This is a genomic window from Martinezella lusitana (genome assembly GCF_900094565.1).
Lineage (GTDB): Bacteria > Pseudomonadota > Alphaproteobacteria > Rhizobiales > Rhizobiaceae > Rhizobium > Rhizobium lusitanum.
Genome location: NZ_FMAF01000009.1, coordinates 57,041 through 83,510, shown reverse-complemented (window position 1 = coordinate 83,510; position 26,470 = coordinate 57,041). Strand labels below are relative to the sequence as shown.

At 59.7% G+C, this 26,470-nt stretch carries 16 protein-coding genes and 1 pseudogene; 13 read left to right on the top strand and 4 right to left on the bottom strand.

Annotated elements, in window-relative coordinates; translation table 11 throughout:
- The first annotated feature begins 18 nt into the window (after nt 1–18).
- From GA0061101_RS19485 to GA0061101_RS19465, 4 genes are all read left to right on the top strand, one after another.
- A complete protein-coding gene (locus GA0061101_RS19485; RefSeq protein ID WP_037198079.1) occupies nt 19–1,797 on the top strand; it encodes a ShlB/FhaC/HecB family hemolysin secretion/activation protein in 1,779 nt (592 codons plus the stop codon).
- Between the two features lie 5 nt (nt 1,798–1,802).
- A complete protein-coding gene (locus tag GA0061101_RS19480; RefSeq protein WP_051963754.1) occupies nt 1,803–2,408 on the top strand; it encodes a hypothetical protein in 606 nt (201 codons plus the stop codon).
- Nucleotides 2,409–2,496: 88 nt separating this feature from the next.
- Nucleotides 2,497–15,894, top strand: a complete 13,398-nt coding sequence (locus GA0061101_RS40905; RefSeq protein ID WP_037198080.1) for a hemagglutinin repeat-containing protein — start codon at nt 2,497–2,499, stop codon at nt 15,892–15,894.
- On the top strand, nt 15,882–16,367 hold the full coding sequence (locus GA0061101_RS19465; protein WP_052212772.1) for an Imm26 family immunity protein: 486 nt from the start codon (nt 15,882–15,884) through the stop codon (nt 16,365–16,367). Before GA0061101_RS40905 ends, GA0061101_RS19465 begins: the two co-directional genes overlap by 13 nt.
- Nucleotides 16,368–16,464: 97 nt before the next feature.
- Here GA0061101_RS19465 and GA0061101_RS19460 read toward each other — a convergent pair.
- Both GA0061101_RS19460 and GA0061101_RS19455 read right to left on the bottom strand, forming a co-directional pair.
- A pseudogene (locus GA0061101_RS19460) lies at nt 16,465–16,988 on the bottom strand (IS6 family transposase); the annotation flags it as partial.
- Nucleotides 16,989–17,019: 31 nt separating this feature from the next.
- The gene (locus tag GA0061101_RS19455; RefSeq protein WP_037198089.1) at nt 17,020–17,895 is read right to left on the bottom strand and encodes a LysR family transcriptional regulator; all 876 of its coding nucleotides are present in this window, start codon (nt 17,893–17,895) and stop codon (nt 17,020–17,022) included.
- 106 nt (nt 17,896–18,001) lie between these two features.
- On the opposite strand from GA0061101_RS19455, the gene GA0061101_RS19450 reads away from it, so the two are divergent.
- The 9 genes from GA0061101_RS19450 to GA0061101_RS19410 all read left to right on the top strand — a co-directional run bounded on the left by GA0061101_RS19450 (nt 18,002) and on the right by GA0061101_RS19410 (nt 23,922).
- Nucleotides 18,002–18,634: a glutathione S-transferase family protein gene (locus GA0061101_RS19450; protein ID WP_037198179.1), complete on the top strand. Its 633-nt coding sequence runs from the start codon at nt 18,002–18,004 to the stop codon at nt 18,632–18,634.
- A gap of 69 nt (nt 18,635–18,703) precedes the next feature.
- On the top strand, nt 18,704–19,474 hold the full coding sequence (locus GA0061101_RS19445; RefSeq protein WP_037198092.1) for an enoyl-CoA hydratase/isomerase family protein: 771 nt from the start codon (nt 18,704–18,706) through the stop codon (nt 19,472–19,474).
- 83 nt (nt 19,475–19,557) lie between these two features.
- Nucleotides 19,558–20,235, top strand: coding sequence for a peroxiredoxin-like family protein (locus GA0061101_RS19440; RefSeq protein WP_092574559.1), 678 nt, complete (start codon nt 19,558–19,560; stop codon nt 20,233–20,235).
- 55 nt (nt 20,236–20,290) lie between these two features.
- A complete protein-coding gene (locus GA0061101_RS19435) occupies nt 20,291–21,004 on the top strand; it encodes an SDR family oxidoreductase (protein ID WP_037198098.1) in 714 nt (237 codons plus the stop codon).
- Between the two features lie 214 nt (nt 21,005–21,218).
- A complete protein-coding gene (locus GA0061101_RS19430; protein ID WP_037198100.1) occupies nt 21,219–21,755 on the top strand; it encodes a dihydrofolate reductase family protein in 537 nt (178 codons plus the stop codon).
- 44 nt (nt 21,756–21,799) lie between these two features.
- Entirely contained in the window at nt 21,800–22,345 is a 546-nt protein-coding gene (locus GA0061101_RS19425; RefSeq protein WP_245297505.1) for a TetR/AcrR family transcriptional regulator, read from the top strand.
- A gap of 261 nt (nt 22,346–22,606) precedes the next feature.
- Nucleotides 22,607–22,825: a DUF6500 family protein gene (locus GA0061101_RS19420; RefSeq protein WP_037198180.1), complete on the top strand. Its 219-nt coding sequence runs from the start codon at nt 22,607–22,609 to the stop codon at nt 22,823–22,825.
- 306 nt (nt 22,826–23,131) lie between these two features.
- Nucleotides 23,132–23,428: a type II toxin-antitoxin system TacA family antitoxin gene (locus GA0061101_RS19415; RefSeq protein WP_037198104.1), complete on the top strand. Its 297-nt coding sequence runs from the start codon at nt 23,132–23,134 to the stop codon at nt 23,426–23,428.
- Nucleotides 23,425–23,922: a GNAT family N-acetyltransferase gene (locus GA0061101_RS19410; RefSeq protein ID WP_037198106.1), complete on the top strand. Its 498-nt coding sequence runs from the start codon at nt 23,425–23,427 to the stop codon at nt 23,920–23,922. Before GA0061101_RS19415 ends, GA0061101_RS19410 begins: the two co-directional genes overlap by 4 nt.
- A 565-nt stretch (nt 23,923–24,487) precedes the next feature.
- On the opposite strand, the gene GA0061101_RS38735 is transcribed toward GA0061101_RS19410, so the two are convergent.
- Together GA0061101_RS38735 and GA0061101_RS19400 are read right to left on the bottom strand one after the other, a co-directional pair.
- Nucleotides 24,488–24,724, bottom strand: coding sequence for a hypothetical protein (locus GA0061101_RS38735; protein ID WP_037198109.1), 237 nt, complete (start codon nt 24,722–24,724; stop codon nt 24,488–24,490).
- Between the two features lie 174 nt (nt 24,725–24,898).
- Nucleotides 24,899–26,242, bottom strand: a complete 1,344-nt coding sequence (locus GA0061101_RS19400; RefSeq protein ID WP_197072783.1) for an aminotransferase-like domain-containing protein — start codon at nt 26,240–26,242, stop codon at nt 24,899–24,901.
- Nucleotides 26,243–26,470: the final 228 nt, after the last annotated feature.

The window sequence follows — 26,470 nt, the reverse complement described above, 5'->3', positions numbered from 1 at the left end:
GGACGGCGGGAATCGCTTATGACACTGGCTTTAAGGCCGTCTCCTCTGCAGAGCGGCCAAGGCTTTTCGAAGTCGTCTTTCGTTGTGCCGTTTGCCGTCGCATTGCTGTCGGTAGTCCTGGCTTCGTCCCGGGCTGTCGCGCAGCAATCGCCGAATGACGACTTCGCGCGCCGTCAGGCGCAGGAAGCCGAACAACAGCGGTTGGAGACCTTGGGCCGAATGACGCCGAGGCCCACACAGGCCGAAGCTCAACAACCGGCAACATCAGGCGGCCAGAAGGCCGGTCCATGCTTCGCCATCACCCATGTCGAGGTCGAGGGGGTGAAGCAGTTCCCGGCCACCGCTATCGACAAGGTCACCGCATCTTATGCGAACCGCTGCGTCGGCGTTGGCGAGATCAACGGGCTGTTGCGCGACCTGACGCATCTCTACCTCGACAAGGGATTCGTGAGCTCGCGTGTCTACGTGCCGGCCCAGGACATCGCCAAAACCAAGACGCTGCGCCTGGTCGCCGTCGAGGGCACGCTGTCCGACATCTACATCAACGGTAAACCGGCCCCCGGTTCCGGCGTGCTGGCAACGGCCTTTCCCGGCATGAAGGGTGAGATCACCAATCTGCGCGACATCGAACAGGGTCTCGACCAGATCAACCGCCTCTCGTCCAACAACGCCAAGACCGCGATGCTGCCGGGCAAGACCGACGGCACCTCGATCCTCAATGTCGAGAACAAGCCGGACCACCGGTGGCATCTCTCCTTCGGCAACAGCAATCTCGGGCAGGAACAGACGGGGTATTCCAAGTCCTCGGCCACGGTTGGCTATGACAATCTGTTCGGCATCAACGATCAATGGAACTTTTCGTACGAGCATAGCGGCCCGGATTATCCCTGGCGGAACGATGGCGTGGGCAGGAGTAACAGCTATTCCGGCAATGTCAGCGTGCCCTATGGCTACTGGACATTGTCGCTGAATGGTTCCTGGTATGGCTATGACAGTTCGGTTCCCGGCAATTTCGGGCCGCTGAAAACGTCTGGTACCAGCAAACAGGTTGGCATCGGCGCCGATCGCGTGATCTTCCGTGACAAGGATTCGATCACCACCCTGAACACAGGCTTGACCTACAAGGAAACCAACAATTTCCTGCTCGGCAACAGAATAGAGGTCGGCAGCCGCAAGTACACGGTCGGCGATCTCGGCATCTCCCATTCCCGCCGCATGCTGGGCGGGCTTTGGGTCTTCGATCTCTCCTATAGCCAGGGGCTCGATCTCTTTGATGCGGTCGCGCCCGGCGATGTCGGGGCTGGAGACGCCGATCCTCGCTTCTCCAAGTTCACCGGCACGATCACCATGACCCGGCCGTTCGAGCTCGCCAGCCAGCGCTTCGAGATCAACTCGATCGTCACCGGGCAATATTCGCCCGATAATATGTTCGGGGCCGAGCAGATCTCGGTCGGTGGCTATTCCTCTGTGCGCGGCACGCGCGAGACCATGCTTTACGGCAATAACGGCTTCTTCGTCCGCAACGATCTCGTCTGGCGCACGCAACCTTTTTCCGAGAATGCTGAGCTTGCGAAGATCCTCGGCGAGTTCCGCCCCTATCTGGGTCTCGATTATGGGCGGATCGCACGGCAAGCTCGCTACCAGATCGCAGGTGGCGACATGTTCGGTTGGACGGTCGGCGCCAAGCTCGCCGGCGGCAATGTCAACTTCGATATGGGTTATTCGGATGTCTTTGGCGGCACGGTTAACCGCCGCGACTCCGGGCTTCTGTTTGTCAGTACGTCAGTGAGGTGGTGAAGGAGATGGTGAGTCACGTGTCAATAATTGTATTCAAAAATACCCCAAAGCGGTTTGTGCACAACGTGAAGCTGCTTGCGGTTTTCGCGCTGGCGGCGATCGTCAGCGCCTGCCAGACCGCGGATCCTCGGCTGGTGACGGCATTGCGGAGTTCGTCCATCACGCAGATTCAGCTCGAGACTGCTCCAGACGTCAACATGGGCGGATTCTTTGACAAGAAGAAGCCCGATCCGCAGCTGTCGAAAGTGGTGCAGACCCTCGAGGCTTCGCTAAATCGTGAACTTAAAGGTCTGCCCGGTGGAAAAACACCCGGGAAGCTTATCGTGACATTGGGCATGGTCGATCTCGCCAGCAATGCCGGCCGTATCATCCTGGATAACCACAGCAGTATGTCGGGATCAGTCCGCCTTCAGGATGCAAAGACTGGACGTCTCATAGCCGAAACGACTGTCTATGTTTCGGAGAAGGGCGTGCGTGGCGAAGGGAACATCGGCGTCTTTGTCGCCATGGCAATTAACGCGGCACAGGTTTCCCGGCAGAAGGATGCTCTCGCCCATGAGCTCTCCGACAAGTTCGTCAGCAGCGTAAAGACGTGGCTCATGCAGAAGTAGGAAATTCTGTCGTCGCAAGGGACACCCGATAAGGGCAAGACCACAGTGCCAGGAAGTGGACGAGAAGATGAGCAACGGAAGACACGGATTGTCGAAAAAGATTGATCAACCGGGTAGACTCACCCGGCAATCGCTTGCGACGGTGCTGAGTGCGTTGCTTGTCTTCCAGCCGATACTGGCGAATGCCCAGTCTGTCTCTGCGGCTGGATCGGCACCATTAGCCAATCAGCCGAGCGTCGGCGCGGCGCCGAATGGCGTGCCGCTGGTCGATATCGTCGCGCCGAACGCGGCGGGCCTGTCGCACAACAAGTATGACAACTTTAATGTCGGTGCGCCGGGCCTAATCCTAAATAATTTCAACGGTGAAGTTGGCACGTCGAACCTCGGCGGGGCCACGCCCGGAAACCCAAACCTCAACAACTCCAACCCGGCCTCAGTGATCCTGAACGAGGTCACCAGCGGCAATCGCTCGGCGCTGAACGGCCCCACCGAAGTCTTCGGGGGAAAAGCCGACGTCATCATAGCGAACCCCAACGGAATCACATGCGCCGGCTGCGGCTTCATCAACACGCCGCATGCGACGCTGACGACGGGCGTCCCCAATATCGGCGCCGATGGCAGCCTGACCGGCTTTACCGTCAACGGCGGCGATGTAACGTTCGAGGGGGCAGGGGGGAATTTTGCAGCCGCTCCGGGTGCTGTCGACCTCTTCGACGTCGTCTCGCGCAACATTCATGTGAATGCGCCGATCTACGGCAAAACCATCCGGCTGACGGGTGGCGCCAGCCAATATAACTATGCCACCGGCGAGGCCACCGCGCTGACCGCGACCTCTGGCACACCGGAATATGCGATCGACGGCTCAGCCCTCGGTGCTATGCAGGCAGATCGTATCAAGGTCGTCGTCACCGAGAAGGGTGCCGGCGTCAAGATGAGCGGCGACATGGCCGCCAATGCCGGGGAATTGACGCTATCGGCGGATGGCAAGATCTCGATCGGGAATGCGTCCGGTCGCGATGGCGTGAGCATCACCTCGAAGCGCATGGTTACTGCTGCCAAGGTGACGTCGAAGCAAAAGGCGGCGGTCCAGGCCGATCAAGGCATAACGCTGCAATCAGTTGCTGCCGACAGTGACATTGTTCTGACAAGTGGTGCTGGTCTCTTGAGCGTGTCAGGCGACATCAACAGCGGCACCACCGTGCAGATGAGTTCGGGCGGCGGCATTGCGGCTGGCAGCGTGACGGCTGGTAACGGTGCAGCGGCGCTTGTCGCCACCTCCGGTGATATCGCGATAGCGGGCGCGGCCAACAGCACCGGCGACCTCACTCTGACCGCCACGGCCGGTTCGATCTCGGCTGCTTCGCTGCTAAGCAACCAGACGATCACCTTGAATGCCGGCCTCGACATTGCTGTTGCCGGTAACGTACTGGCGCAAGGCAATGTCAGCGCCAGCGGCCGGTCGGTGTCCACCGGCATGGTCGTCGCGGGCATCAATATTGCTGCCACCAGCGCCGACCCGAGCGGCAATGTCGTGCTCGGCTCGGCCGGGAATCTCAGCCTGACGGCGACGGGCGGCAATATTACTACCGGTAATCTGCTGTCGGCTGAAAGACTCAACACGAGTGCGACCGGCAATATGGTGGCCGGTAACATCCAGACTACCGGTGATTTCACGGCGACCGCAGCCTCGCTGACATCAAGCAACATCACGTCGCATGGGGCGATCACTGTCAACGCATCGACCAACGCGAGCGGCCAGATCCTCGGCGCCGGCAATATCCTGATCTCTGGGGCTGCCATTCAGGCAAGCGCCATCGCCTCCGGCGTTGACTTCGCCGCCACCAATGCGGCTGGCGGTACCCTCGCTGTCGGTCCGGTCGGCACGCTCGATTTGACCGCCACGACCGGCAATATCGTCGTCGGCACGCTCCTGTCGGCCGGTGATCTGAATGTTCGGGCAGCACTGCTACAGGCAAACACTCTGACAGGTCACGGGAATGTCGGCGTAGATGGTGGCGTCCGTGTCGCCAACCAATTGCTCGGAGCCGGCAACATCACCATCAACGGCAACGCCAATGGCGTCAGTGCCGGTCTTCTTGCGTCCGGCGTTGACTTTGCAGCGACCAAGGCGGCTGGCGGCAATATCGTGGTGGCGAGTAGCGGCGATCTGAGGATCAACGACAGCGCTGGCGCGATTCAGGCAGGCACCATCTTGGCGGCCGGCGCGATCAATTCCACCGGCCAGACCATCACCGCCGATAGCATCACCGGCCATAAGAACATCACGCTTTCCGGCGCCACTGCCGTTACCGGCCAGATCCTCGGCGCCGGCAACGTCAGCGTCTCCGGCCCGACTATCGCGGCCGACGCCATCGTCTCGGGTGTCGACATCGCTGCCACCGATGCGGCGGGCGGCCGCATTGCCCTTGGCCCGGCGGCAACAGGAACCGGCAATCTGACGCTCGCCGCCTCTGGCCTGCTCAGCGCCGGCACGCTGCTGTCGGCAGGCAATCTAGATGCCAGCGGCGCGACCATCACCGCCGGCAATGTCTCGTCGCATGGTGATCTGACGCTTAAAGGCGCCTCCGGCACGACGACCGCGAGCGGTCGCGTGGATGTCAGTGGCCAGATCCTTGGCGCTGGCAATGTGTTGATCAGCGGCCAGAGCCTGTCGGCCCAGACGGTCGTCGCCGGCCTCGACTTTGATGCCACCAATGCGGCAGGGGGCAATATCGTTCTTGGTCAGTCCGGTGACTTGACCATCGCGGTCAATGGCGCCCTTGCTGTGCCGACCATACAGGCAGCCGGTATCATCGACGCCCATGCGGCATCGATCTCCGCCAACGCGGTCACCGGTCACAAGAACATTGCCCTTTCCGGCGCAACCAGTGGCGTGGACATCGATAGTCAAGTCCTTGGTGGCGGCGATATCAGTGTTTCCGGCTCCAGCATCAAGGCCGGTACCATCGTCTCCGGTGTCGATTTCGACAGAATGGCAGCGGCGAACGGAACCATCGTTCAGGCGTTAAGTGGCGATCTGACACTTGCTTCAAGCGGATCCATCGACGCCCGCACGCTGCTGTCGGCTGGCGATCTCTCTGCCAGCGGTGCGACCGTGGCCGCCAACACTGTCACGTCCCATGGCGATGTCACCCTTGACGGTGCGACCGGCACGACGACCGCAAGCGGTCGCGTGGATGTCAGCGGCCAGATTCTCGGCGCTGGCAATGTGCTGATCACTGGTCAAAGCCTGTCCGCCCAGACGATCGTCTCCGGCATCGACTTCGACGCCACCAATGGGGCCGACGGCAATATTGTTCTCGGCCAATCCGGGGATCTGACTGTGTCAGTGAACGGTGCGGTTACGGCGCCGACCATACAGGCGGCCGGCGCCATTGATATCAGTGGCGCGACCATCACTGCCGATGCCATTACCGGCCATAAGGATGTCACCCTTGCCGGTGCCACGACAATTGATCGCCAGATCCTTGGTGGAGGGGATGTCAACATCTCCGGACCAAGCATCAAGGCTGGGACGATCGTCTCCGGCGTCGATTTCCTCGGCACGGCCGCCGCCAACGGCAACATCGTCCAGACGACAAGCGGCGATGTTTCGTTGACGTCTTCGGGTAATATTACCGTCGGTACGCTTTTGTCGGCCGACGATCTCAGTGCCGCCGGTTCGACCATCAGCGCTGATGGCGTCACGGCCCATGGCGACGTCAGCCTTGATGGTGCAACCAACGTCAGCGGCCAAATCCTTGGGGCCCGGAATGTTCTTATCACGGGCCAGAGCCTGTCCGCCCAGACGGTCGTTGGTGGCATCGACTTCGACGCCACCAACGCGGCCAGTGGCAATATCGTTCTCGGCCAGGCCGGCGACTTGACTGTGTCAGTCAATGGCGCTGTTGCGGCGTCGACCCTGCAGGCAGCTGGTGCCATCGATGTAAAGGCCGGGAATATCTCTGCCAACACCATTTCCGGCCACAAGAATATTGCACTTTCCGGCACCACCGCAGTTGACGGTCAAATTCTCGGTGCAAATGACGTCAGCATCTCCGGCTCGAGCATCAAGGCCGGCGCCGTCGTCTCCGGCGTCGATTTTGCAAGAACAGCCGCAGCCAACGGCAACATCGTACAGACGACAAGCGGCAATGTTTCGTTGACCTCTTCCGGCAAGGTCGATGCTGGCACGCTGCTCTCGGCTGGCGATCTCAGTGCCGCCGGTTCGACTATTAGCGCTGACAGCGTCACGGCGCACGGCGCTGTCACGCTCGATGGCGCGACCACCGTTGCCGGTCAAATTCTCGGTGCGGGGAATGTCCTGATCACCGGTCAGAGCCTGTCCGCCCAGACGGTCGTCTCCGGCATCGACTTTGCCGCCACCAATGCCGCCGGAGGCAATATTGTTCTCGGTCAGGCTGGCGATTTGACGGTATCAGTCAGTGGCGGTGCGGCGGCTTCAAGCTTGCAGGCGGCCGGCAATCTCAATGCCAGCGGGACATCGATCGCCGCAGATGCAGTCACCGGCCATAAGAAGATCACGCTTTCCAGCACGGATGCCGGCGGCGTAGATGTGAGCGGCCAGATTCTTGGCGGTAACGATATTGCCATTTCGGGCCAAAGCATCACCGCCGGCACCATCGTCTCCGGTGTCGACTTTGCCAGAACAGCAGCTGCCAATGGCAACATCGTCCAGACGGTAAGCGGTGACGTCTCGCTGATCTCCACGGGCGATATCACCGTCGGCACACTGCTGTCGGCCGGTGGTCTCACCGCCGAGGGCGCCAATCTCAAGGCGGCCAGCTTGACCGCCCATGGCGCAACTGATCTCAAGGCCAGCGGCCCTGGCGCAAGCGGTCGAGTTGATATCAGTGGCCAGGTGCTTTCGGCCGGCGATCTCGCGATCAACGCAAACAGCCTCAATGCCGGCCTTCTCGTTTCCGGCGTTGATTTTGCGGCGACCGAGGCGAATGGCGGCAATATCAAGCTTGCCAGCTCCGGCGACACGTATCTCACCATCTCCGGCAACACCACTGCCGGCACGATACTGTCGGCGGGCGATGTCACGGCGAAGGCGGCCAATCTCACGGCCGATAGCATCACCAGTCACGGTAACGTCGGCATTACCGGCGACGTCGATGTGACGAGCCAGATCCTGGCTGCAGGCGACCTTACTCTCAATGGCGCCAGCATCAGCGCACCTGTTCTGATCTCGGGCATCGACTTTGCCGCCACCAATGCCGCGGGCGGCAATATCGTGCTCGGCCGGACCGCCGCCCTCAACCTGACCGCCTCCGGCAATATCGTCTCTCAGACGATGCTTTCGGCCGGCGATGTTGCGATCCGCGCGGCTAGTCTGAAGGCTGACAGCCTCACTGGGCATGGCAAAGTCGGCATTATCGGCAATGTCGATGTGAACAATCAGATCCTTGCCGCAGGCAATCTCACGATAAACGGCGGCAGCATCAGTGCGCCTGTCCTGATCTCCGGCATCGACTTTGCCGCGACCAATGCCGCCGGTGGCAGCATCGTGCTCGGATCGTCCGGCGGCATGAACCTTGCCGCCACTGCAGAAATTGCCACGCAGACCCTATTGTCTGCCGGCAGCATCGATGCGCAAGCCGCGACCATCGCAGCCAACGCCGTTACAGCACATGGCGATATCACCCTAGCCGGCAGCAGCAGCGTCAACGTCACGGGCCAGCTCCTCGGCGCCAACGACGTCTCGATCTCCGGCCAGACCGTCCAGGTGGGTCAAGCCATTACCGGTGTCGACTTTGCTGCCACCGCGCAATCATCAAACGGCGCCATCGCCCTTCGAGCAAGCGGCGATCTCGACATCAATGCAGGAAGTGCCACTGCCGGCACTCTGATCGTCGCCGGCAATCTCGATGTGGTGGCAAGTGTGTTCACAGCAGGCAATATTACAGGCCACGGCGCCGTTTCGGTCGGCTCGTCCGCAAATCCCGGCGCGGTTGCGATCAACGGCCAGCTTCTCGGCGCAAGCAATGTCTCGATCACCGGATCGGGTATTAGCGGCAACGTCATCGTCGCCGGCGTCGATTTTGCCGCGACCAGCCAGTCCGCCACCGGTAATATCGTCCTCGGTCAGTCAGGCGATCTCAGTCTCATAGCCACGTCCGGCAACGTGGCCGTCAACAGCCTGATGGCGGCCGGCAGCATCACGGCCAACGCTGCCAACAATGTCAGCTCCAATGCGGTCGCCCATGGCGACCTGACGATCGCCGCCGGCAATGCGATCACGCTTACCGGCCAGTCGCTTGCCAACCGCAATGCCAATCTGTCCGCCCGGTCGATGACGATCGATACGTTGGTTTCCGGCGTCGACTTTGCCGCCACCAATGCCGCGGCTGGCGGAAGCCTGATGCTGCAGCGCTCGGGCACGATGATGCTTGCCGCCTCCAACGGCAGCATCAACGCCAACTCGTTGCTGTCAGGCGGCAATCTTGCCGCCAGTGCAACGCAGAACATCGGCTATTCCAGCCTGCAGAGCCTTGGCAACGCCACGCTCACGGCGCCTGGCGCCATTGCTTACACGAGCACTACCCGCGTCGGCGGTAATCTGACGCTTAACACCGGTGCGCTGGATCTGTCGGGCACCAGAGGCAGCCGCATCGCCGGCGGCGGCACGCTGATCGTCAACGCGTCCTCGGCCAACCTGTCGGGCAGCAATCTCGTCTTCGGCGGCCTGGCGCTCAACCTCTCCGGCAGTGCCGATCTCTCCAACGCGCAAGTCAGCACTGTTACCAATGCGGGTGGTTCCGGCGATATCGCTATCTCCGCCGCTGGATTGACGACAAACGCCAACACCGCATTACTTGCCGCGCATGACCTGACGCTCAGCCTGCCGTCGCTTGCCAATACCGGTCAGCTCGCTGCCAGCAACAGCCTTACCTTCAACGTATCAGGCGATTTCTACAACAGCCCTTCCGGCCTCGTCTTCGCCGGCAACAACGCCAACCTCTTCGTCGGCGGCATACTCACCAACGACCAGGGCGCTATTGTCGCCAATGGTGGGTTGACCATCCAGGGAGCCACCGCCGGTCAGCGCAATGCTGCGGTCACCAATGTGTCCGGTCTCATTCAATCCGGTGGTGACATGTCGATCCTCACCGCGAATCTCACCAACCGGCGGTCGGCCACGCCAAGCTGGGTGACAGGCCAGTTGGTTTCCTCCGGCGCGGTTGTCGGCACCTTCGTGCTGAATCCAGCGATCGCCGGCCAGCCCTTCGCCTATCTGGAATCGACCGATCAGAATATGTTCCAGCTCTATGCGGGCGTCGATCCGGGGCAGTTTTCCGACTACCAGCCGCTGTTGTATTCGGTCGCAACCCTTGCCGACGGCACCTCCTATCACGCCTGGACCTGGGTCAGCGGCAATGGCCCGACAGAGGTGCGGCCGATCTTTGACTGGATCAAGGCTCGCGTACCCAAGGATGCCAACGGCAATCCTATTCTCGATCCCAACAATCCCTCGCGCTATTTCATTGTCGACGAAGTAATCAACGGCGGCTCCGATGCCAGCACTACCTATAGCTGGGACGGCGGCGCCAATATTAGCCAATCTGTATATGAGGATCGGTTCACGGCACCGCTGAGCGCGGAGGCCGTGATCCGGGCCGGCGGCAATCTCACAATCGATGCCAAGAACCTCACGAATTCCTACAGCTCGATCGAGGCCGGCGGTAATGCAACACTGAAGGGATCGACGCTTACCAACGAGGGCGTTGCGCTTTATCGCACGACCACGCTGACCTGCAGCGCCGAAAGCGCGTGCACCGCCTACAATGCCAATGGCTCCGCCGATCCATCGCGCAATATTGCCAATGGCACCTCGATCGTCTCAAGTTCGCAGGTGATTGGCGGCGCGTCGGGCAATATCAAGGCGGCCGGTGCACTCAGTCTCGCGTTCGGTGCAATCAACAACAGCTCCGCATCGGGGTCGGTGTCGGGAGGGGCGGGCTTTGCCGCCCTCAGCAATCCTGGGAATCCGCTTTCGGCACTCAATGGCATGACGGCGGGCGGCGCCCTGTTCGACGTCAATGCCGCGCTGGCGGGGGTCGCGGCCAATGGCGGTGCCAGCGTCGCAAACGGCCTGGCGATCGCAGATGGCACCACAACTATCGGCAACGGACCAACGATCAACGGCAACGGCCTGACGGCAAGTGGCGGCACGTCGATCAGCGGCAATAATTTATCGGCAGCCGTCGGCGCTTCGGTGAGCGGCAACGGCGTGACGCTCGCCAGCGGCCCTTCGATCAGCTCGAATACCCTGACCGCCGGCGGCGCCGTGATCAATCCGAACAGCTTGATGGGCAAGCTCACCGCAGCTCTCGGCAACAGCGGCAATCTTGCCCAGGTGCTGCAGGTCAACGGCGCGGAGCTCGCCTCGCTTGCCAAGCCGCAATCGGGCGGTGTCGGCGGCACGGTGCCGGGCCAGGTCTTCCTGTTCGAGACACGGGCGGCTTTCCTCGACGTATCGAAGTTCTACGGCTCGAGTTATTTCATCGACCGTGTCGGCTATACGCCGGAGACCAAGGTTCCCTTCCTCGGCGACGCCTATTTCGACAATCAGCTCGTCGACGAGCAGATGCGGCAATTGGTCGGCGACGGCCTGGGCGCGGGCTCCTTCATCCCCGGCAACAACGCCACCGACCAGATGAAGACGCTGCTCGACAATGGCGTGGCCTACGCCGAGGCCAATGGTCTTGCTCTCGGGCAGGCACTGACGCCCGAGCAGGCCGCATCGCTGACCCAGTCGATGGTGATTTACCAGACGCAGATCGTCGACGGCGCGCAGGTACTGGTGCCGGTCGTCTATCTCTCGGCCGCCGATAAGGCGAAGGTCAACGCAGGCGGCGCCGTCATCGCCGGCAACAGCGTCAGCATCGATGCCGGCTCCGTCAACAATTCCGGTGCGATTGCCGCTGCGGATGGCATGACCATCAATGCGACCGAGATCAAAGCCAATGGCGGCACCTTCCTGGCCGGTGGCAACATGAATCTCAATGCCACCAATGGCATTACACTTGCCGCACAGACGATGACCATCGGTGGTCAGAATGTCGTCAACACCAATGCCGGCGTGTCGGCTGGCGGCAACCTGCAGATCGCCGCGGGCGGCACGTTGAGTTCACAGGGCGCCAAGATCGCCGCCGGCGGCTCAGCCCAGCTTTCCGGCAACAATGTCACTCTTGCTGCTGTCAAGGTCGACAATGGCAGCCAGCAGAATGCGACTGGCACGCGCGTCACCGCCAGCGGCAATCTTACCATTGCCGCCAACAACGACGTCAACATCATCGGTTCCTCCGCAAAGTCGGGCGGCGATCTCAACGTCAAGGCCTCGAATGGTGCCGTCAACATCGTCTCGATCGATGTCGCCCGACGCACCGATGACGGCTACACCAAGACATCAGGTACCGATCAGCAGGCGTCGCAGCTCTCGGCCGACGGCAACCTTCAGGTCAATGCCAATACCGGTGTTCTGATCTCAGGCTCGGATCTGACAGCCAAGGGTGATGTCGGCCTCACTTCGAACGGTGATATTAACGTCACCACATCGCAGGACCAGTCGAAGTCGAGCTTCGGTAAAAACGCCTCATCCGAGCTGACGCATAATGGCTCGACCATTACGGCCGGTGGCGATCTCGTCGCGAAATCCAAGAACGATATCAACGTCATCGGTTCGACGATGGATGCCGACGGAAAGCTTGGCTTGCAGGCCGGTAAGAACGTCACGATCGCTGAAGCGACCGATAGCGCTACCCTCGACGTCAAGAGCTCCAGCAAGAAGAGCGGGTTCTTTGGTTCGACGAAGGAGAATGCCTCCGGCCATCTGGAAACCACGACGGCGGCTGGCTCGTCCCTCTCCGGCAAGGACGGCGTGACGATCATTTCCGGCGGCGACACTACGGTCTCCGCCTCGAAGGTGACGGCGGGTGACGATACGCATGTCGCAGACCTGAATGTCCAGACCGGCGGCAATCTGATCGTCACCGCTGGTAAGGACACCGAGACCGAGCATGATAGCGCCAAGCGCAAGGGTTTCCTGCGCAGCGGCAGCTCGAGCTATGACGGCTATAACGAGACGACCATCGGGTCGCAGCTTTCAGCCTCGGGCGATGTCAATCTGGATGCCGGCAAGGCGGCAGCCATTGTCGGCTCGAAGGTCAATGCCGATGGCTCGCTGAATGTCTCCGGCGAGAGCGTCAGCATCATCGGCGCGCAGGAAAACCACCAGTCCGACAGTAAGCGCAAGGATTCCGGCCTCTTCGTTGGCTCGGGCGGCGGCTTTATCTCGCTCTACGGCAAGAACGAAAAGCAGGGCCAGCAATCTTCCACGGATAACGTCGGCTCACAGCTTACGGCCGGGAAGGACGTTAACCTGACTGCGAGGGCAACTGATCTCAACATCATGGGATCGTCGGTCAATGCCGATCGCGACATCAATCTCTCGGCGGCGCGAGACGTCAATGTCACCCCGGGCGCTGAAAGCTCGTCACAGTCCGAACAGCAGAAGAAGTCCGGCTTCGGTCTTGCACTTTCCGCCGGCAATGGCGGCTTCTCGATCGGGATTGGCGCGCAGTCGACCAAGGACAGCAAGGCGCAGCAGTCCGATACCAATGCGGTATCGACATTGGTGGCGGGCCGCGATCTCAACATCTCGGCAGGCAACAATGTTAACCTGCAGGCGACCAGCGCTTCTGGCGAGCGCGACGTCAATCTCTTTGCCAAGAACGATATCAATCTGCTCTCGGCCAACGACGTCACCAATTACGAGGAGGTGCATGAGAAGACCTTTGCCGGTGTGACCATCTCGGTGACAAGCCAGATCGGCAAGGCGGCTGAGAGCATCATGAACTCGGCCGAGCGCCTTTCGGACAGCGGCGGAGTCAATGCGGTGACAAATACCGCCATTGCCGGCCTCGGTTTCTACGAGGGCTTCAAGGGGCTGAAGGGCGCATATGAGGGGCTTACCAGCGCGGATCCGAAGGTTGGAACCGGTCTTTCCTTCAGCATCGGCATCAACGCCGGCGTCAGCCATCAGGAAAACAGCTGGTCCTCGTCGTCCTCGACCCCGGTCGTGACGAATATTCGCGCGGGTCGCTCCATTACCATGGAGGCCGAGAAGGGCTCCATCACCAGCGATGGCGCGCAGATCCTCGCCGGCTACGACAAGAACGGCATCCCGACGATCTCGGGCGACCCGCTGACCGGCGATATCTTCCTGTCGGCAGCGAATGGCGACATCAACCTCAATGCCGCCACGGGCACGTCGGATTCGACCAGCTCGAACAAATCTTGGAGCGCCGGCGTCGGCGTCAACTTCGGCTGCACTACAAAAAATGGCTGCGCGGAGACCGGCATCGGGGTCAACGCTTCCTATGGCAAGGGCGGTTCGGAAACCTCCGGCACCAGCCATACGAACACGCATGTGAATGGCACTGGCGATGTCACCATCGTCACCAACGATCTCGCGCTGAAGGGGGCGACGGTTGTCGGCAATTCGGTTGCGATCGACGTCAAGAACCTGACGATCGAAAGCCAGCTGGATACGCAGAAGGCCGAGGCCGATCAGTTCAATGTCTCCGGGCAGATCGGGTTTGGCAATACCGGCGCCTCCGGCACCGTGCAGAAGGCCAAGGGCGACGCGGTGCTCGTCTCCGAACAGTCAGGCATTCATGCAGGCACCGGCGGCCTCAACATCGATGTCGGCGGCCAGACCTCGCTTGTCGGCGGGCTGATTACCAGCCAAGCGACGGCGGACAAGAACTCCTTCTCCACCGGCACCCTGACGGTTGCGGATATCGACACGCATTCGACCTGGAAGGCCGAAACCTATGGCGGCGGAATCGGCACCGGCGGGCTCACCATCGCTCCACCCGTCAAGGCCGGCGAGAAGGAGACCGGCAAGGCCTATTCGGCCATCGGCGGCAATATCGGCATCACGATTACCGATCCCGCGCATCAGACGCAGGACATCGGCACGATCCGCCGCGATACCGAGAACACCAACACCTCGCTGCCCGGCCTGCCGGATCTGCAGAATATCCTGCGCCAGCAGTACAAGACCCAGGCCGATCTGCAGGCGGCGCAGGCCACCATGGCAGGGCTGGTGGGCGATATTGCCAGTGAATTCTACCGGCAGGCTGCGGAGGGCCGCGACCAGGCTGGAATGGATTATTGGAAGGAGGGTGGAGCCGGCCGCGTGCTGCTGCACACGATCGGCGCCGGCATTCTCGGCGGCGTCAATGGCTGGGAGGGTGCGCTCAAGGGGGCTGCCGGTGCTGCAACCTCAGCCTTGCTGACACCGGCTATAGCCGATCTCGTCAAGGGCATGCTGAAGGACAGCACCTTGTCCGCTCAGGACAAGCAGACGCTTGCCGCCCTGCTCGGCGAGAGCCTGTCTGCCCTGGCGGCAGGCGCTGTCGGCGGCGGCGAAGGTGCCTCCTATGGGGCTGCACAGTATCAGTACAATTATCTGACGCATAAAGAGCGTGAGGAGTTCGCTCGCACACTGGCCGCTTGTGAGGAGTCCGGTGATCCTGGCTCTCCAGCTTGTAAGCACAAAGAAGAGCTCCAAACTCTATCGGTTAATCGTGACAAGAAGCTGTCCGATTGCGTCGGAAATTCCTCGGCCGACTGCGTCAAGGCTCGCACCGATCTGCGGATAGCTGCGGCCGAGTATCTCGACGCCGCCCTCGCAGGGAATGGCGAGCCCGATGAGATGTCGCTTCTCGATCGACATATGGTGTTCCTGGACGCCTGGAAATACGCAGACAGCAATGATGCGCAAAACGGTCAGGACTTCGGTGATATAGAGTCCACGCTGAAGAGCGATGCAGCCAAAGCCCTGCTGACAGGTTCGAAAGCTCAAATAGCCAGCATCATTCGCGATCCGATCATGCTCGGCGCCATCGCCTGGGGTGGCTGGGGCAATGCCAAGACCATTATTGGAGACATTGCGGGCATCTTGCCGGATAGCGTCGCTGGCCTGCCTGAAAAATATGTTCGTGTCATCGACAATGCGGGCAACGTCGTCATCGTTGGTCCAAATGGTGAAATCTATCGCGATATTGCCGCCGCACAGCGAGCGTCTATCGGCACTGATGCCATAAATACAGTAACGATAGGCGGCAAAACCTGCGTTTATAGCTGTGTTGTTGACGGAACCACGCGGTACGTTGGAATTACCGATGATGTAGCCCGTAGAGGCGCCGAGCATCTACGGACGAAAGGAATCCGCATTGAGCAAATCGATGGCCTCGATAATCTGTCGCGTTCGGATGCGAGAGCCGTTGAGCAAACCCTGATCAATTACTACGGACTAGGCAAAGACGGTGGAACGTTGCTGAATAAGATCAATTCGATATCCGCGACGAAAAACCCAACAACCTATGAACAATCGCTTATTCGTGGCAAAGAGTTGCTCGATAGTGTCGACTACCAATGGGCGAAATAGCTATGTTGAATCGGAAAACTGTAAAGATCGGCGATATATTTCAAATTTTGACATCCGAAGGAATTTGTTACGGCCAAGTGACTCACACACATCCAAAATGGAAATTCGTCGTAGCCATTTTTCGGGAATTCTTTCCTAAACCTCCGAAGGATTTCACAGAAATTGTCGCCAAGGAGCCGCAGTTCATTACGACCTTTCTGATACAGGATGCAGTTCGGCAAGGGTTATTCCAGCTTGTTGCGAACGTCGCCGTTTCTGAGCACCTAGCTGCGTTTCCAACCTTTCGGTCGACGAACAATCTTAAGGGTGATGAAACGATGTGGTTTTTCTGGGCTGGCGGAACGCAATGGAAGGTGCACCGCCCGTTGACCAAAGGAGAGAAGAAGTACCCAAGAGGGCCGTCATTACCAAGTGCGCCGCTCTTAATTGAGATGATCGAGAAGAATTATCGAGTTGAGCGCGACTACATTTAGTCTCAGAGACATATAGCTAATATTTCCCTGCCGCTTGAGCGGTATCGTAAACTTAAGGGTCACAAGACAAGAGCGGATGACGGGTTTCTGTGGTCCATCATGCCGGGGTGATTTTAACCCATAGGTCCATTGTGCCGGCGCGCAGCTCGCGATGACGGCTGGAGGTGATGTCATGGCATGGGATATGGAACAGGTTGGCTATCGGATCGTGGGTAGAGTCGAAGCGTTGCAGGTTGCCTCGTGACTTGAAGCGCGGCATGGTCCGCTCTCCTCGCCGGACCGGCTGGTGAGAATTCTCTGCCGATTGTCGAGGCCTTTGTGAGATCGGTGTTCGACACCTGGCATGATCTCGGTCTTTGCAGCGTCATAAGAGCGAAGCTTGTCGGTGATCATCACCCGTGGCGAACGGCCTTGCCCCTTCGACAGCTTGCGCATCAGACGTTTGGCCGCCCTGGCGTTGCGGCGGCTTTGCACCAGAACATCGAGAACGAAACCGTCCTGATCAACGGCGTGCCACGGCCAGTGCCTCTTCCCACGGATCGAAACGACGGCTTCGTCGAGATGCGATTTGTCGCCTAGCCGCCCAGATAAGGGCTGGAGGATCTCGTTGGCGAAGGTTCGCACGGCAAATCCGCCCCGATGGGGATTCAACTTACCCGACCACCTGCTCCACGAAGTCAGCGAACGCCCGCGCCTTGGCGCTGGCGAGGCGTCCCGTTGGGAAGACCGCCCAGAGGTGAATGTTCGGAAGCTCCCAATCTTCAAGCACGCGCGCGACCTCGCCGCTTAGCAGTTCGGGCCAGAACATCCAGTCCGAAGTGACGGCGAGCCCCATGTCGGCCTTAACCGCGGCGCGAATACCTTCGGCTGCGGTGACTTGAACCCGCCCGGAGACCGCGACGGACGCTTCGGTTCCAGCCCTGCGGAAGGTCCAGCTACGGCCGAGCTGAGTATAGACCACCGCCTGATGCGCGGAGATATCGGCAGGCACCAGGGGTACGCCATGTCTTTCAAGATAGGCAGGTGTCGCCACCACCGACCGCCGACCAGTCGCCAGACGGCGGGCTACGGCCGACGAGTCTGCGAGATCACCCATGCGCAGCGCGATGTCGATGCCTTCGGACACGAGATCGATCACCCGATCGTCGAGAACGATATCCACGTCGAGATCGGGATGCATCGCCAAGAACTCCGGCAGGCGCGGAATGACCATGAGCCTCGCAAACGTGGTGGCGGCGCAGATGCGAAGTCGGCCCGACAGCCCGGCACCGGCCCCCTTGGCTTCCAGCTCCGCCTCGTCCGCTGCATGGATCGCCGCCTTCGCTCGTTCATAGAAGCGAACTCCGGCGTCGGTTGGCGAGAGGCCGTGCGTCGACCGGATGAGCAGGCGAACCTGAAGTCGCTCCTCCAATTGCGCAATCGTCTTCGAGATGGCGGGCTGGCCGACGCCGATCTGGCGGGCGGCCTGTGAGAACGATCCCGTTTCCACGACACGCACGAAAGCGGTCATCGCCTGCAATCTGTCCATCACTCATTCTCCATTGGAATAAGCATTATCGCCTCAAGAAGTCTGCCGCAAGTATCCAGGAATGGTCATAACTCTCTCCAGCGAACACAATCCGATGGAGACGAACGTGATTGAAGTCTACGCCTTTGCCACCCCCAACAGCGTCAAGGTGCCGATCGTGCTTGAGGAACTCGGCCTTCCCTATGAGCTGAAGGCGGTCAATGTCCGCAAGGGTGAGCAGAAGGAAGACGCATTTCTCTCGCTCAATCCGAACGGCAAGGTGCCTGTTCTGGTGGACGATGGCTTCGTGCTGACGGAGAGCGCCGCGATCCTTGTTCACCTTGCGGAAAAGACCGGCAAATTGCTGCCAAGCGACGGCGAGGCCCGCGCCCGTGTCTTCGAACAGCTCTTCTTTCACGCCTCGGCCCTGAGCCCCGCTTTCGGCAATGCCGGTTTCTTCATGCGCTCATCGCCGGCACCGCAGCCGATCGCCGAAGCGCGTTTCGCAAAGGAAGCCGAACGCATCCTCGGCATCCTCGACCGCAAGCTGGCGGGTCAATCTTTCATGGCCGATGACGCCTTCACCATCGCCGACATTGCCCATTTCGGCTGGCTGTGGCGCCGGCAATTCCCCGGCCTGACGCTCGACGAGCGCCCGAACCTTTCCCGTTGGTACGAGACCGTGGCCGCCCGCCCCGCCGTCCAGCGCGCCATAGCCCGCGTCGAGGCGCTGGCCGAAGCCCCGACTTCTGTGGCCTGACCCATGCGCTCCCTGTCCCGCTTCTTCTTCAACCCCGACCGCAAGACCCCAACACAAAGGAGTATCCCCATGTCCCGTTTCGACACCTACAAGAACAGCTTCCCGAATGCCCGCCTGACCCGTTCGCCAAGCGGCGTCCTCGAAATCGCCTTCCATACCGACGGCGGCAAGCTCGTCTTCAACGGCCACACCCATGAGCAGTTCGTCGATCTCTTCCACCAGGTCGGTTCCGACGCCGACAACCGCGTCGTCATCCTGACCGGCTCGGGCGATGCCTTCATGGATGCGATCAATCCCGATGGCTTCGATTTCTTCTCGCCGCGCGGCTACGACAAGATCCTGCGCGAAGGCAAAAAGGTCCTCATGAACATCCTTGACATCGAGGTGCCGATGATCACCGCGCTGAACGGTCCCGTCCTCCTGCATTCGGAATATGCGCTGCTCACGGACATCATCCTCGCCACACCGGAAACGGTCTTCCAGGACAAGCCGCATTTCGACTTCGGCATCGTGCCGGGGGACGGCGTCAACCTGCTCTGGCCGGAAGTGATCGGCAGTATCCGCGGCCGCCATTTCATCCTCACCCGCCAGGTGCTTGATGCACAGACTGCGAAGGACTGGGGTGCAGTCAACGAGATCGTTCCTGCCGATCGCCTTCTGGCCCGTGCCCATGAGATCGCCGAGGGTCTTGCCGCCCTGCCGCCGCTGACCAGCCGCTACACCCGCATCGCCCTGACGCAGAAGCTGCGCCGGATCATCGACGAAGGCGCGGGCTATGGTCTGGCGCTTGAAGGCATCAGTGCTGCCGAGGTCGCCCGCTCCGTGGCCGCCAATAGCTGATCACTCCCTCATCCATCGCCGAGCTTCAGGGCGACCCCTGAAGCTCGGCACGCTCAAAGTTCAGAACTCATTGGAGAATGACGATGACGCTGCAGTCCAAGCTTGATGCCTTCAAGGCTGACTTCGAAGCCGGCAAGCCGCCTTACAACGTTCCCTATTCGGTGATCGAGACGATGCACCGCGCCACCGCCGAACTAATCGCCTCCGGCGCGGCCGAGCAGGCCCTTAAGGCGGGCGACACGCTGCCGGCCTTCAGCCTCGCCGATCCCGAGGGCAACACCGTTTCCTCGACCGATCTTCTGGCACGCGGCCCGCTCGTGGTCACTTTCTACCGCGGCGTCTGGTGTCCTTATTGCAACATGGAGCTCCAGGCGCTCCAGGAAACGCTGCCACAGTTCGAGGCGCTCGGCGCGAAACTCGTCGCCATCTCGCCGCAGAACCATGTCAACAGCCGCAAGTCGATGCGCCAGAACAACCTGACCTTCCCGATTCTGTCGGACCCACACAACGACGTGGCCGCCGCCTTCGGCCTGCGCTTCGAAATGCAGGATTACCTGGTCGAGCTCTACAAGTCGCTGAAAAACGACCTTCCGGCCTTCAACGGTGATCCGAGCTGGACCTTGCCGATGCCGGCCCGCTACGTCGTCGGCCAAGATGGCGTCATCCTCTACGCGGAGGTGAACCCGGACTACACCCGCCGTCCGGAACCGGAAGACATGCTGCCGGCGCTCCGCCTCGCAGCCAGCCGCGCCGCCGCCTGATCCATTCGACCCATGACACCCTGCTTCCTTGAGGCAGGGTCAGAGGATTTTCCCGATGAAGAGAACCTTTCTGATCACCGGCGCCAGCAAGGGCATCGGTCTCGCCCTGGCCCATCGTCTTGCCACCCGTGGCCACACCGTCATCGGCATTGCCCGCAACCCGACAGACGCCTTTCCTGGCCCGCTGCATACTCTCGATCTTTCCGAGCGCAGTGCCAACGGCGAACTGGCCAGGATCGTCAAGGAAAGCAACGTCGATGGCGTGGTCAACAATGTCGGGCTGGTCAGGGCCGCTCCGCTTGGCGACATCGCCATTGAAACCCTTGAAGAGGTGATGCGCGTCAATCTGCATCCTGCTCTTATGTCCATACAGTCCGCATTGCCCGGCATGCGCACACGCGGCTGGGGCCGCATCGTCAATATTTCCAGTCTCACCGTTCTCGGCAGCGTACAGCGGACAAGCTATGCCGCTGCCAAGGCCGCACTCGTCAGCTTTACGCGAAGCTGGGCGCTTGAACTCGCCCAGACCGGCATCACGGTCAACGCCGTCTCGCCCGGGCCGACCGAAACGGAACTGTTTCGGGCGAACAATCCGATCGGCAGCGAAGGTGAGGCGCGATACCTATCCGGTGTTCCCATGGGGCGGTTCGGCCAACCTGACGAGCTCGCCGCGGCGATTGAATTTCTGCTGTCGGACGACGCCGCGTTCATCACTGGGCAGACGCTGCATGTCGATGGCGGGGCGTCGATCGGTAGGTCTTCACTGTAGGGCAGCAGCAATCGGTCCAGCGCCTCATCTGGACCAGCCCGCGTTTCGAGTTATCCCAGGAGAGCCATTCTATTTAGGTCATAGCGATGTCGTTGTCGGGGGTGGTTAGCCGTCGGTCAGCTTTCCGGGCGGTACGGGCAAGAGTGGACCGTCGAGCGCGTTGACATTGGTCAGAGGTCCATTATTTATACGATGTATAATTATGGAGGCGACGATGGTCACCGGACACGTATTTATCGCAACAAGCCTTGATGGATTTATCGCCCGCGAAAGTGGCGACATCGATTGGTTGCTAAAGCACGACCAAACTGGCGAGGATCATGGGTATAACGATTTCATAAGCGATATCGACGTTATCGTAATGGGGCGAGGCACTTATGAGGCGGTCCGAGGCATGGGAGACTGGTTCTATACCCGTCCGGTCCTGGTTTTGTCGGCGCAGCTTGCACGACAGGCAGTGCCCTCCGAGCTCGAAGGAAAAGTGCGCTTTTCGGCAGAGTCACCTGAACAAGCGATGGCGACGCTTCAATACGAGGGAGCACGACATGCCTATGTGGATGGGGGACGCATCATTCAATCTTTCCTCGCGCTCGACATGATCAGCGACATGGTGATCACGAGGGTGCCAATCTTGCTCGGTGCTGGCCGCCCTCTTTTTGGCGGCGGTCAGCGGGATGTGGCGCTTGCGCACAAGGGCACAAGGTCTTTCCCTTCCGGATTGGTCCAATCTCATTATGAAGTCTTGCTATGACAGCGAGGGGGCGAGGTCGGCCACCAGCCGGCGGAAAGGCCGTTTTGCCGGAGAGCATTCTTTCCGAGGCTTTGAGCATCCTCAATGCCGACGGCCTCGACGGCTTGAGCATGCGCGCTTTGGCAACACGTGTGGGCATCAATCCCATGACGATCTATCACCACTTCAAGGATCGGGATGGGCTGATCAAGTCGCTAGCGGAGTGGGTATATGCGGACGTCGCGGCACCTGAAACGGGCGATGCACACGCACGCGCCCGCAGTCTCCTCACAGCCTACTACGCCAAGGTGGTGCTCTATCCCGCTCTGACCTTGGCGATCTTTGCCCGGCCAGCCGTTTTCCCCGATCACGCCATGAGGATAACCCGTGAGTTGATGATCTTCTTGAGCGAAGGCAATCACTCCTCACAGCGCTCGTTGCGTTGGACGCATATCCTTGTTGACTACACTCATGGTGCCGCCTTGGCTGTGGCTACCCAGGATGGAAGCATAGGGCGGCCCCCAAGGGGAGCAATGCTGGATGATTTTGAAAGCGGACTTGACGAGCTACTGGAGGCGTTCAGGCGTTCTTCCGATCACCCGAGCGTGTAGATCAAGTTTTTCAGCATTTAAGGTGTCCCTTTGCGTGCACAGAAAGAAGGCGATCTATCTAGCGAAAAGCGCGCAGACCACAGACCTTTCCATTGTATCGAGGTGACTGATTTTAAGGGGTGTCGCAAATGCCACGAACGACCGCAATGGGGTCGAGAGCAGGCATTGCTCTCGCAATTCGATCTGTCCACGGGTCTCAGTATTTCCGTAGCGAGAAAGGCATGGTAGCTCGAAGGTGAGTTGCGAAGTATGAGGCACACAATGAGACTAACCCTAAGGGCGAAAGCCATTTCAGTCTGCGACGACAAAATCGCAAAAAAGGGTGAAGGCGTTGGCCTGTCATTCTATGCATTCTTTGCAAACAAGAACGACGACCCCGACCTCCTTATGGAAGCCGCCGAGTGGTGGATCAAAACCCATGCTCTCGATCATTTCGAGAAGGCGACTAAAATTCGTGAGATGATTAGATCTGGGCAGTAGGTGACGACCGCTTTCAGGATCGTGCCTGTCTGCGTTTAACACCTGCAATGGGGTCGGAAGCAGTCATTGAGGCTACCCTAGGCTTTATGGCCCCTTTTTCATCCTCGGCTCCCGGCCCCAGATCGGTCATTTCGCCAAGGCCGAGCCGGTATCCGCTTCTGGAGAATTTGAAAGAGATGGATTTTGTAATAACGGGGCCAGCGGTTCGCATCCTTTCGAGAGCAGTTACCAGTGTAACGTGTCAGCATACAGCTCCGTAACGACACCATCGTTACGTTATATAGCAATATCGCATTTGAGTTACCCATGCCGACGTCACATACGAGCAAAAAAGTGGACGCAAGCGTTCCACTGAATATCCATATCAAACCCGCGACGCGCAATCTTATCGACCGTGCAACTGAACTGCTTGGCAAGACACGCACAGATTTCATGCTGGAGGCCTCGGAACGCCGCGCCGAGGAAGTGCTGCTTGACCGTACCGTCATCACGGTAAGCCCCGAGGTGTATGCCGAATACCTTGCCCGGCTCGATGCGCCCGCGCAGTCGAATGAGCGTCTGAAACGCACAATGTCGACCAAAGCTCCATGGGATGAGGTGTGACCCTCACTTCCCCTGCTCCTTTGGCGGAGCATCATGAGCTTGTCGAGTTTGATTCCGGCGTTCCAGAACTGGATGATTGGCTGCGTCGACGAGCGCGAGCCAATCAGGCGGGCGGTGCGTCTCGTACTTTCGTGGTCTGCGAGGGAAATCGTGTAGTTGCCTATTACGCTCTCGCCTTCGGCGCGGTGAGGATACTAGAAGCACCAGGCCGCTTTAAGCGAAACATGCCAGATCCGATCCCAGTCGCTGTACCTGGTCGACTGGCTATCGACCGGACCTATCAGGGCCGCGGTATCGGTCGGGCGTTGGTGCGTGATGCCGGTCTGCGCCTGCTCAATGCCGCCGAAATACTCGGTATCCGTGGCGTGCTGGTGCATGCGATTTCCGATGACGCGCGTGCCTTCTATGAGGCTGTTGGATTTCTGCCATCTCTGTCCGACCCGATGATGCTGATGATTGGATTGAAAGATCTCAGCAACGCGCTGAGCGCGTAGACGGTGTCATCGAGCGTTCGTTTTCAGCAGAAGCTAAGCGCTATCGTTCGGCGTGGCGTTCATTCCGTGCGGAAGGAGCAGGTTGAACAGCACATGTGCCGCAATTAGCCGGCGAAGGAAGCGCTGCGAGATGGAGAACGAATTCGGGCCGCGGGCGTTCAAAGCTTGTCTTTCGGACTGTATGTCAGCGACTGCAGTGATTTAAATACGAAAGAGCCGACGTGCGCCTGAAAGGTTGTTGAAGGGCCGGCGTATCGCATTGGCAGCTCTTAATCCGAGGCTCGCAGCTGTCCAGACCTTGTGTCGATAAAATCCGAGCGAGTTCACTATCTTAGGATAAACCAATACCGGGTCGTTGGTTCGCATCCCATCAAGGCGTTGCATACATGCAAGCCGCTTGGTGCGAACTTGAGTAGGTTAAAACCTGGCGGCCGATCGCTACTACGCAGAGCCGGGCGACATCTTCAATGGCATGTTTGCCGCGTCATAGATGCCGTCGACCTCACCCTGCGAAAGAGGCAAAGGTCGAGATTGATGACGTTGGTTCCGAGCTTCTGCTTCCGTTTCAATTAAAGTTTAAACCGGCAGGAAGGAAATCGAGATAGTCTAGTAAGCCGTAGATCAGCGCCAACACGATCACCACCACCAGGATATAGCAAGCGCACTCCAACGTGACTTTGATAATGTCAGTCGGGTTGGACGAGGTCCCTTGATCGTGATGCCACTTGATGGCGAAGAACATGCCCGTGCCTAACACGAGAACCTTGAACGCAATGAAGACTATAGGGAACCAATCCATCATTTTGAATATTTCCAGGCTATTATTTGACACTATCTATCGTGAGGAGCACGACCGCAAAACTGCTGCTTCAGCAGCTTTGTTATTTTGTTCAAACCATCGTTGAATCTAACGTCGATCATAACCCTCCCATCACGCGGCATAAGTCAGCTTGCCCCATGTTTCCGGATAGGTTGTTTAGACGATCACCCGAGCAAGCAGTGCCGGCTGGGTGACAAGACCGGCAAGTTGGTTCAATCCGTCCTCGAGCTCACTGCGGTCGGACGCGACGCCGAGGGAAATTCGCACCGCTTCCGTCGTACACTTCCCGACCGCAAAGGTAGAGCTTGGAACGATGAGCAGGCCCGCGCGTACCGCAGCCTCAACCAGGTCGTCAGCGCGCTGGCCGCTGGGCAACCGAAGCCAGAGGTGGTGGCCAAACATGTTAGCGGAGCGATCGAAGGCGCTGAGCAGCGACGATGCGAGTATCTGCCTTGTCAGCGTTTCGCGTCTGATGGCCGCGGTCACTTCCGCCAGTGTTCCATCTATTATCCAACTGCTTGCGAGTGCTGACATGAGCGGAGGCGCCATCAATATCATGGCTCTGGTAACAGATGCGAGTTGCAGGGCGTGTGCTGCCTTGGGCACGAGGACGTAGGCAACCCGCAACGCCGGTGTCGCACACTTGGAAAGTGTCGAAATATGCCAGGTCGCCTCCGGCATGAGATCCGCAAAGGTGCGGCTCGGCCCCTCAAGCAGCGGACCGTAAGGATCATCCTCCACGATCATCACGCCGCAGCGGCGCGCAATTTCCACAATAGCCGCACGTCGCGGTTCGGGCATCGTCGCGGCCGTCGGGTTGTCGATATTGGGAATCACATACAGAAACTTTGGCGGCCTGGTCCGGCAACTGCGCTCGAAATCCTCAGGTAGCAGTCCCTCGCCATCCATTGCGATCGGATCGATTACCAAGCGCATTTGAGCTGCGACAGCCTTCAAACCGGGATAGGTAAATTCGCCGGCGGCGATGACGTCACCTCGAGACAGCAAAAGCTCGCAAATGGAAAAAAGTGCACTCTGGGCGCCAGCCGCAACAACGATACGATCGAAATCGGCGTTCTCGATACGTTGCTTGAGCCATCGGGTCGCCGCTTGCCTATCCGGCTCTGCACCAGCGCTATCCTGATAGTGCAAGTTCAGCAGCCCCTTGCCGTTCGCGAGCACCGCAGCAACCCCTTTGGGCATCAACTGCCGAAAATCGACGCCCTCCGGCTGGCATGGAATGTTCATGCTGAGATCGAGTGCCGCGGGGCGAGCCTTCGAGGTACGCTCGCTCGAATAGTCCCTCACGAAGGTACCCCTGCCGATTTGCGCTTCAATAAGCCCCCGGCGGTGCGCTTCATTGAAGGCCCGGGTCACCGTTGTCAGGTCGACGCCAAGCGCTTCGGCAATGGATCGCTGCGGTGGCAACCGGTCACCCGCAGCAATGATACCAGCCTGGATGTCCTGTTCCAGAGCATCCGCCAAGCCAAGATATTTCATTCGGCCACCGCCGACAATTCGCGCTTTCCACATAAACCTAACCGATATTGTATGGCTGTGTATCCATACATTTCGCATACCATCCATACATTCGAAAATGAAGCCTAATTCGGGAACTCGCGCGAAATGTCGCAGGCCGCGGCAGATCCCAAGCAAAGCTCTGAAGCGTTTCCGGACCCGTTTGTGCCCAACACTGTCGCTCCACGATCGACAAGATCCCTTCACCTC

What these genes read in the sequence shown, in the direction of transcription:
- GA0061101_RS19465 (WP_052212772.1), top strand. Translation starts at nt 15,882, where the DNA reads ATGGGCGAAATAGCTATGTTGAATCGGAAAACTGTAAAGATCGGCGAT.
- GA0061101_RS19415 (WP_037198104.1), top strand. Translation starts at nt 23,132, where the DNA reads ATGCCGACGTCACATACGAGCAAAAAAGTGGACGCAAGCGTTCCACTG.
- GA0061101_RS19455 (WP_037198089.1), bottom strand. Translation starts at nt 17,895, where the DNA reads ATGGACAGATTGCAGGCGATGACCGCTTTCGTGCGTGTCGTGGAAACG.
- GA0061101_RS19430 (WP_037198100.1), top strand. Translation starts at nt 21,219, where the DNA reads ATGGTCACCGGACACGTATTTATCGCAACAAGCCTTGATGGATTTATC.
- GA0061101_RS19445 (WP_037198092.1), top strand. Translation starts at nt 18,704, where the DNA reads ATGTCCCGTTTCGACACCTACAAGAACAGCTTCCCGAATGCCCGCCTG.
- GA0061101_RS19435 (WP_037198098.1), top strand. Translation starts at nt 20,291, where the DNA reads ATGAAGAGAACCTTTCTGATCACCGGCGCCAGCAAGGGCATCGGTCTC.
- GA0061101_RS19400 (WP_197072783.1), bottom strand. Translation starts at nt 26,242, where the DNA reads ATGAAATATCTTGGCTTGGCGGATGCTCTGGAACAGGACATCCAGGCT.
- GA0061101_RS19440 (WP_092574559.1), top strand. Translation starts at nt 19,558, where the DNA reads ATGACGCTGCAGTCCAAGCTTGATGCCTTCAAGGCTGACTTCGAAGCC.
- GA0061101_RS19480 (WP_051963754.1), top strand. Translation starts at nt 1,803, where the DNA reads ATGGTGAGTCACGTGTCAATAATTGTATTCAAAAATACCCCAAAGCGG.
- GA0061101_RS19485 (WP_037198079.1), top strand. Translation starts at nt 19, where the DNA reads ATGACACTGGCTTTAAGGCCGTCTCCTCTGCAGAGCGGCCAAGGCTTT.
- GA0061101_RS38735 (WP_037198109.1), bottom strand. Translation starts at nt 24,724, where the DNA reads ATGATGGATTGGTTCCCTATAGTCTTCATTGCGTTCAAGGTTCTCGTG.
- GA0061101_RS19420 (WP_037198180.1), top strand. Translation starts at nt 22,607, where the DNA reads ATGAGACTAACCCTAAGGGCGAAAGCCATTTCAGTCTGCGACGACAAA.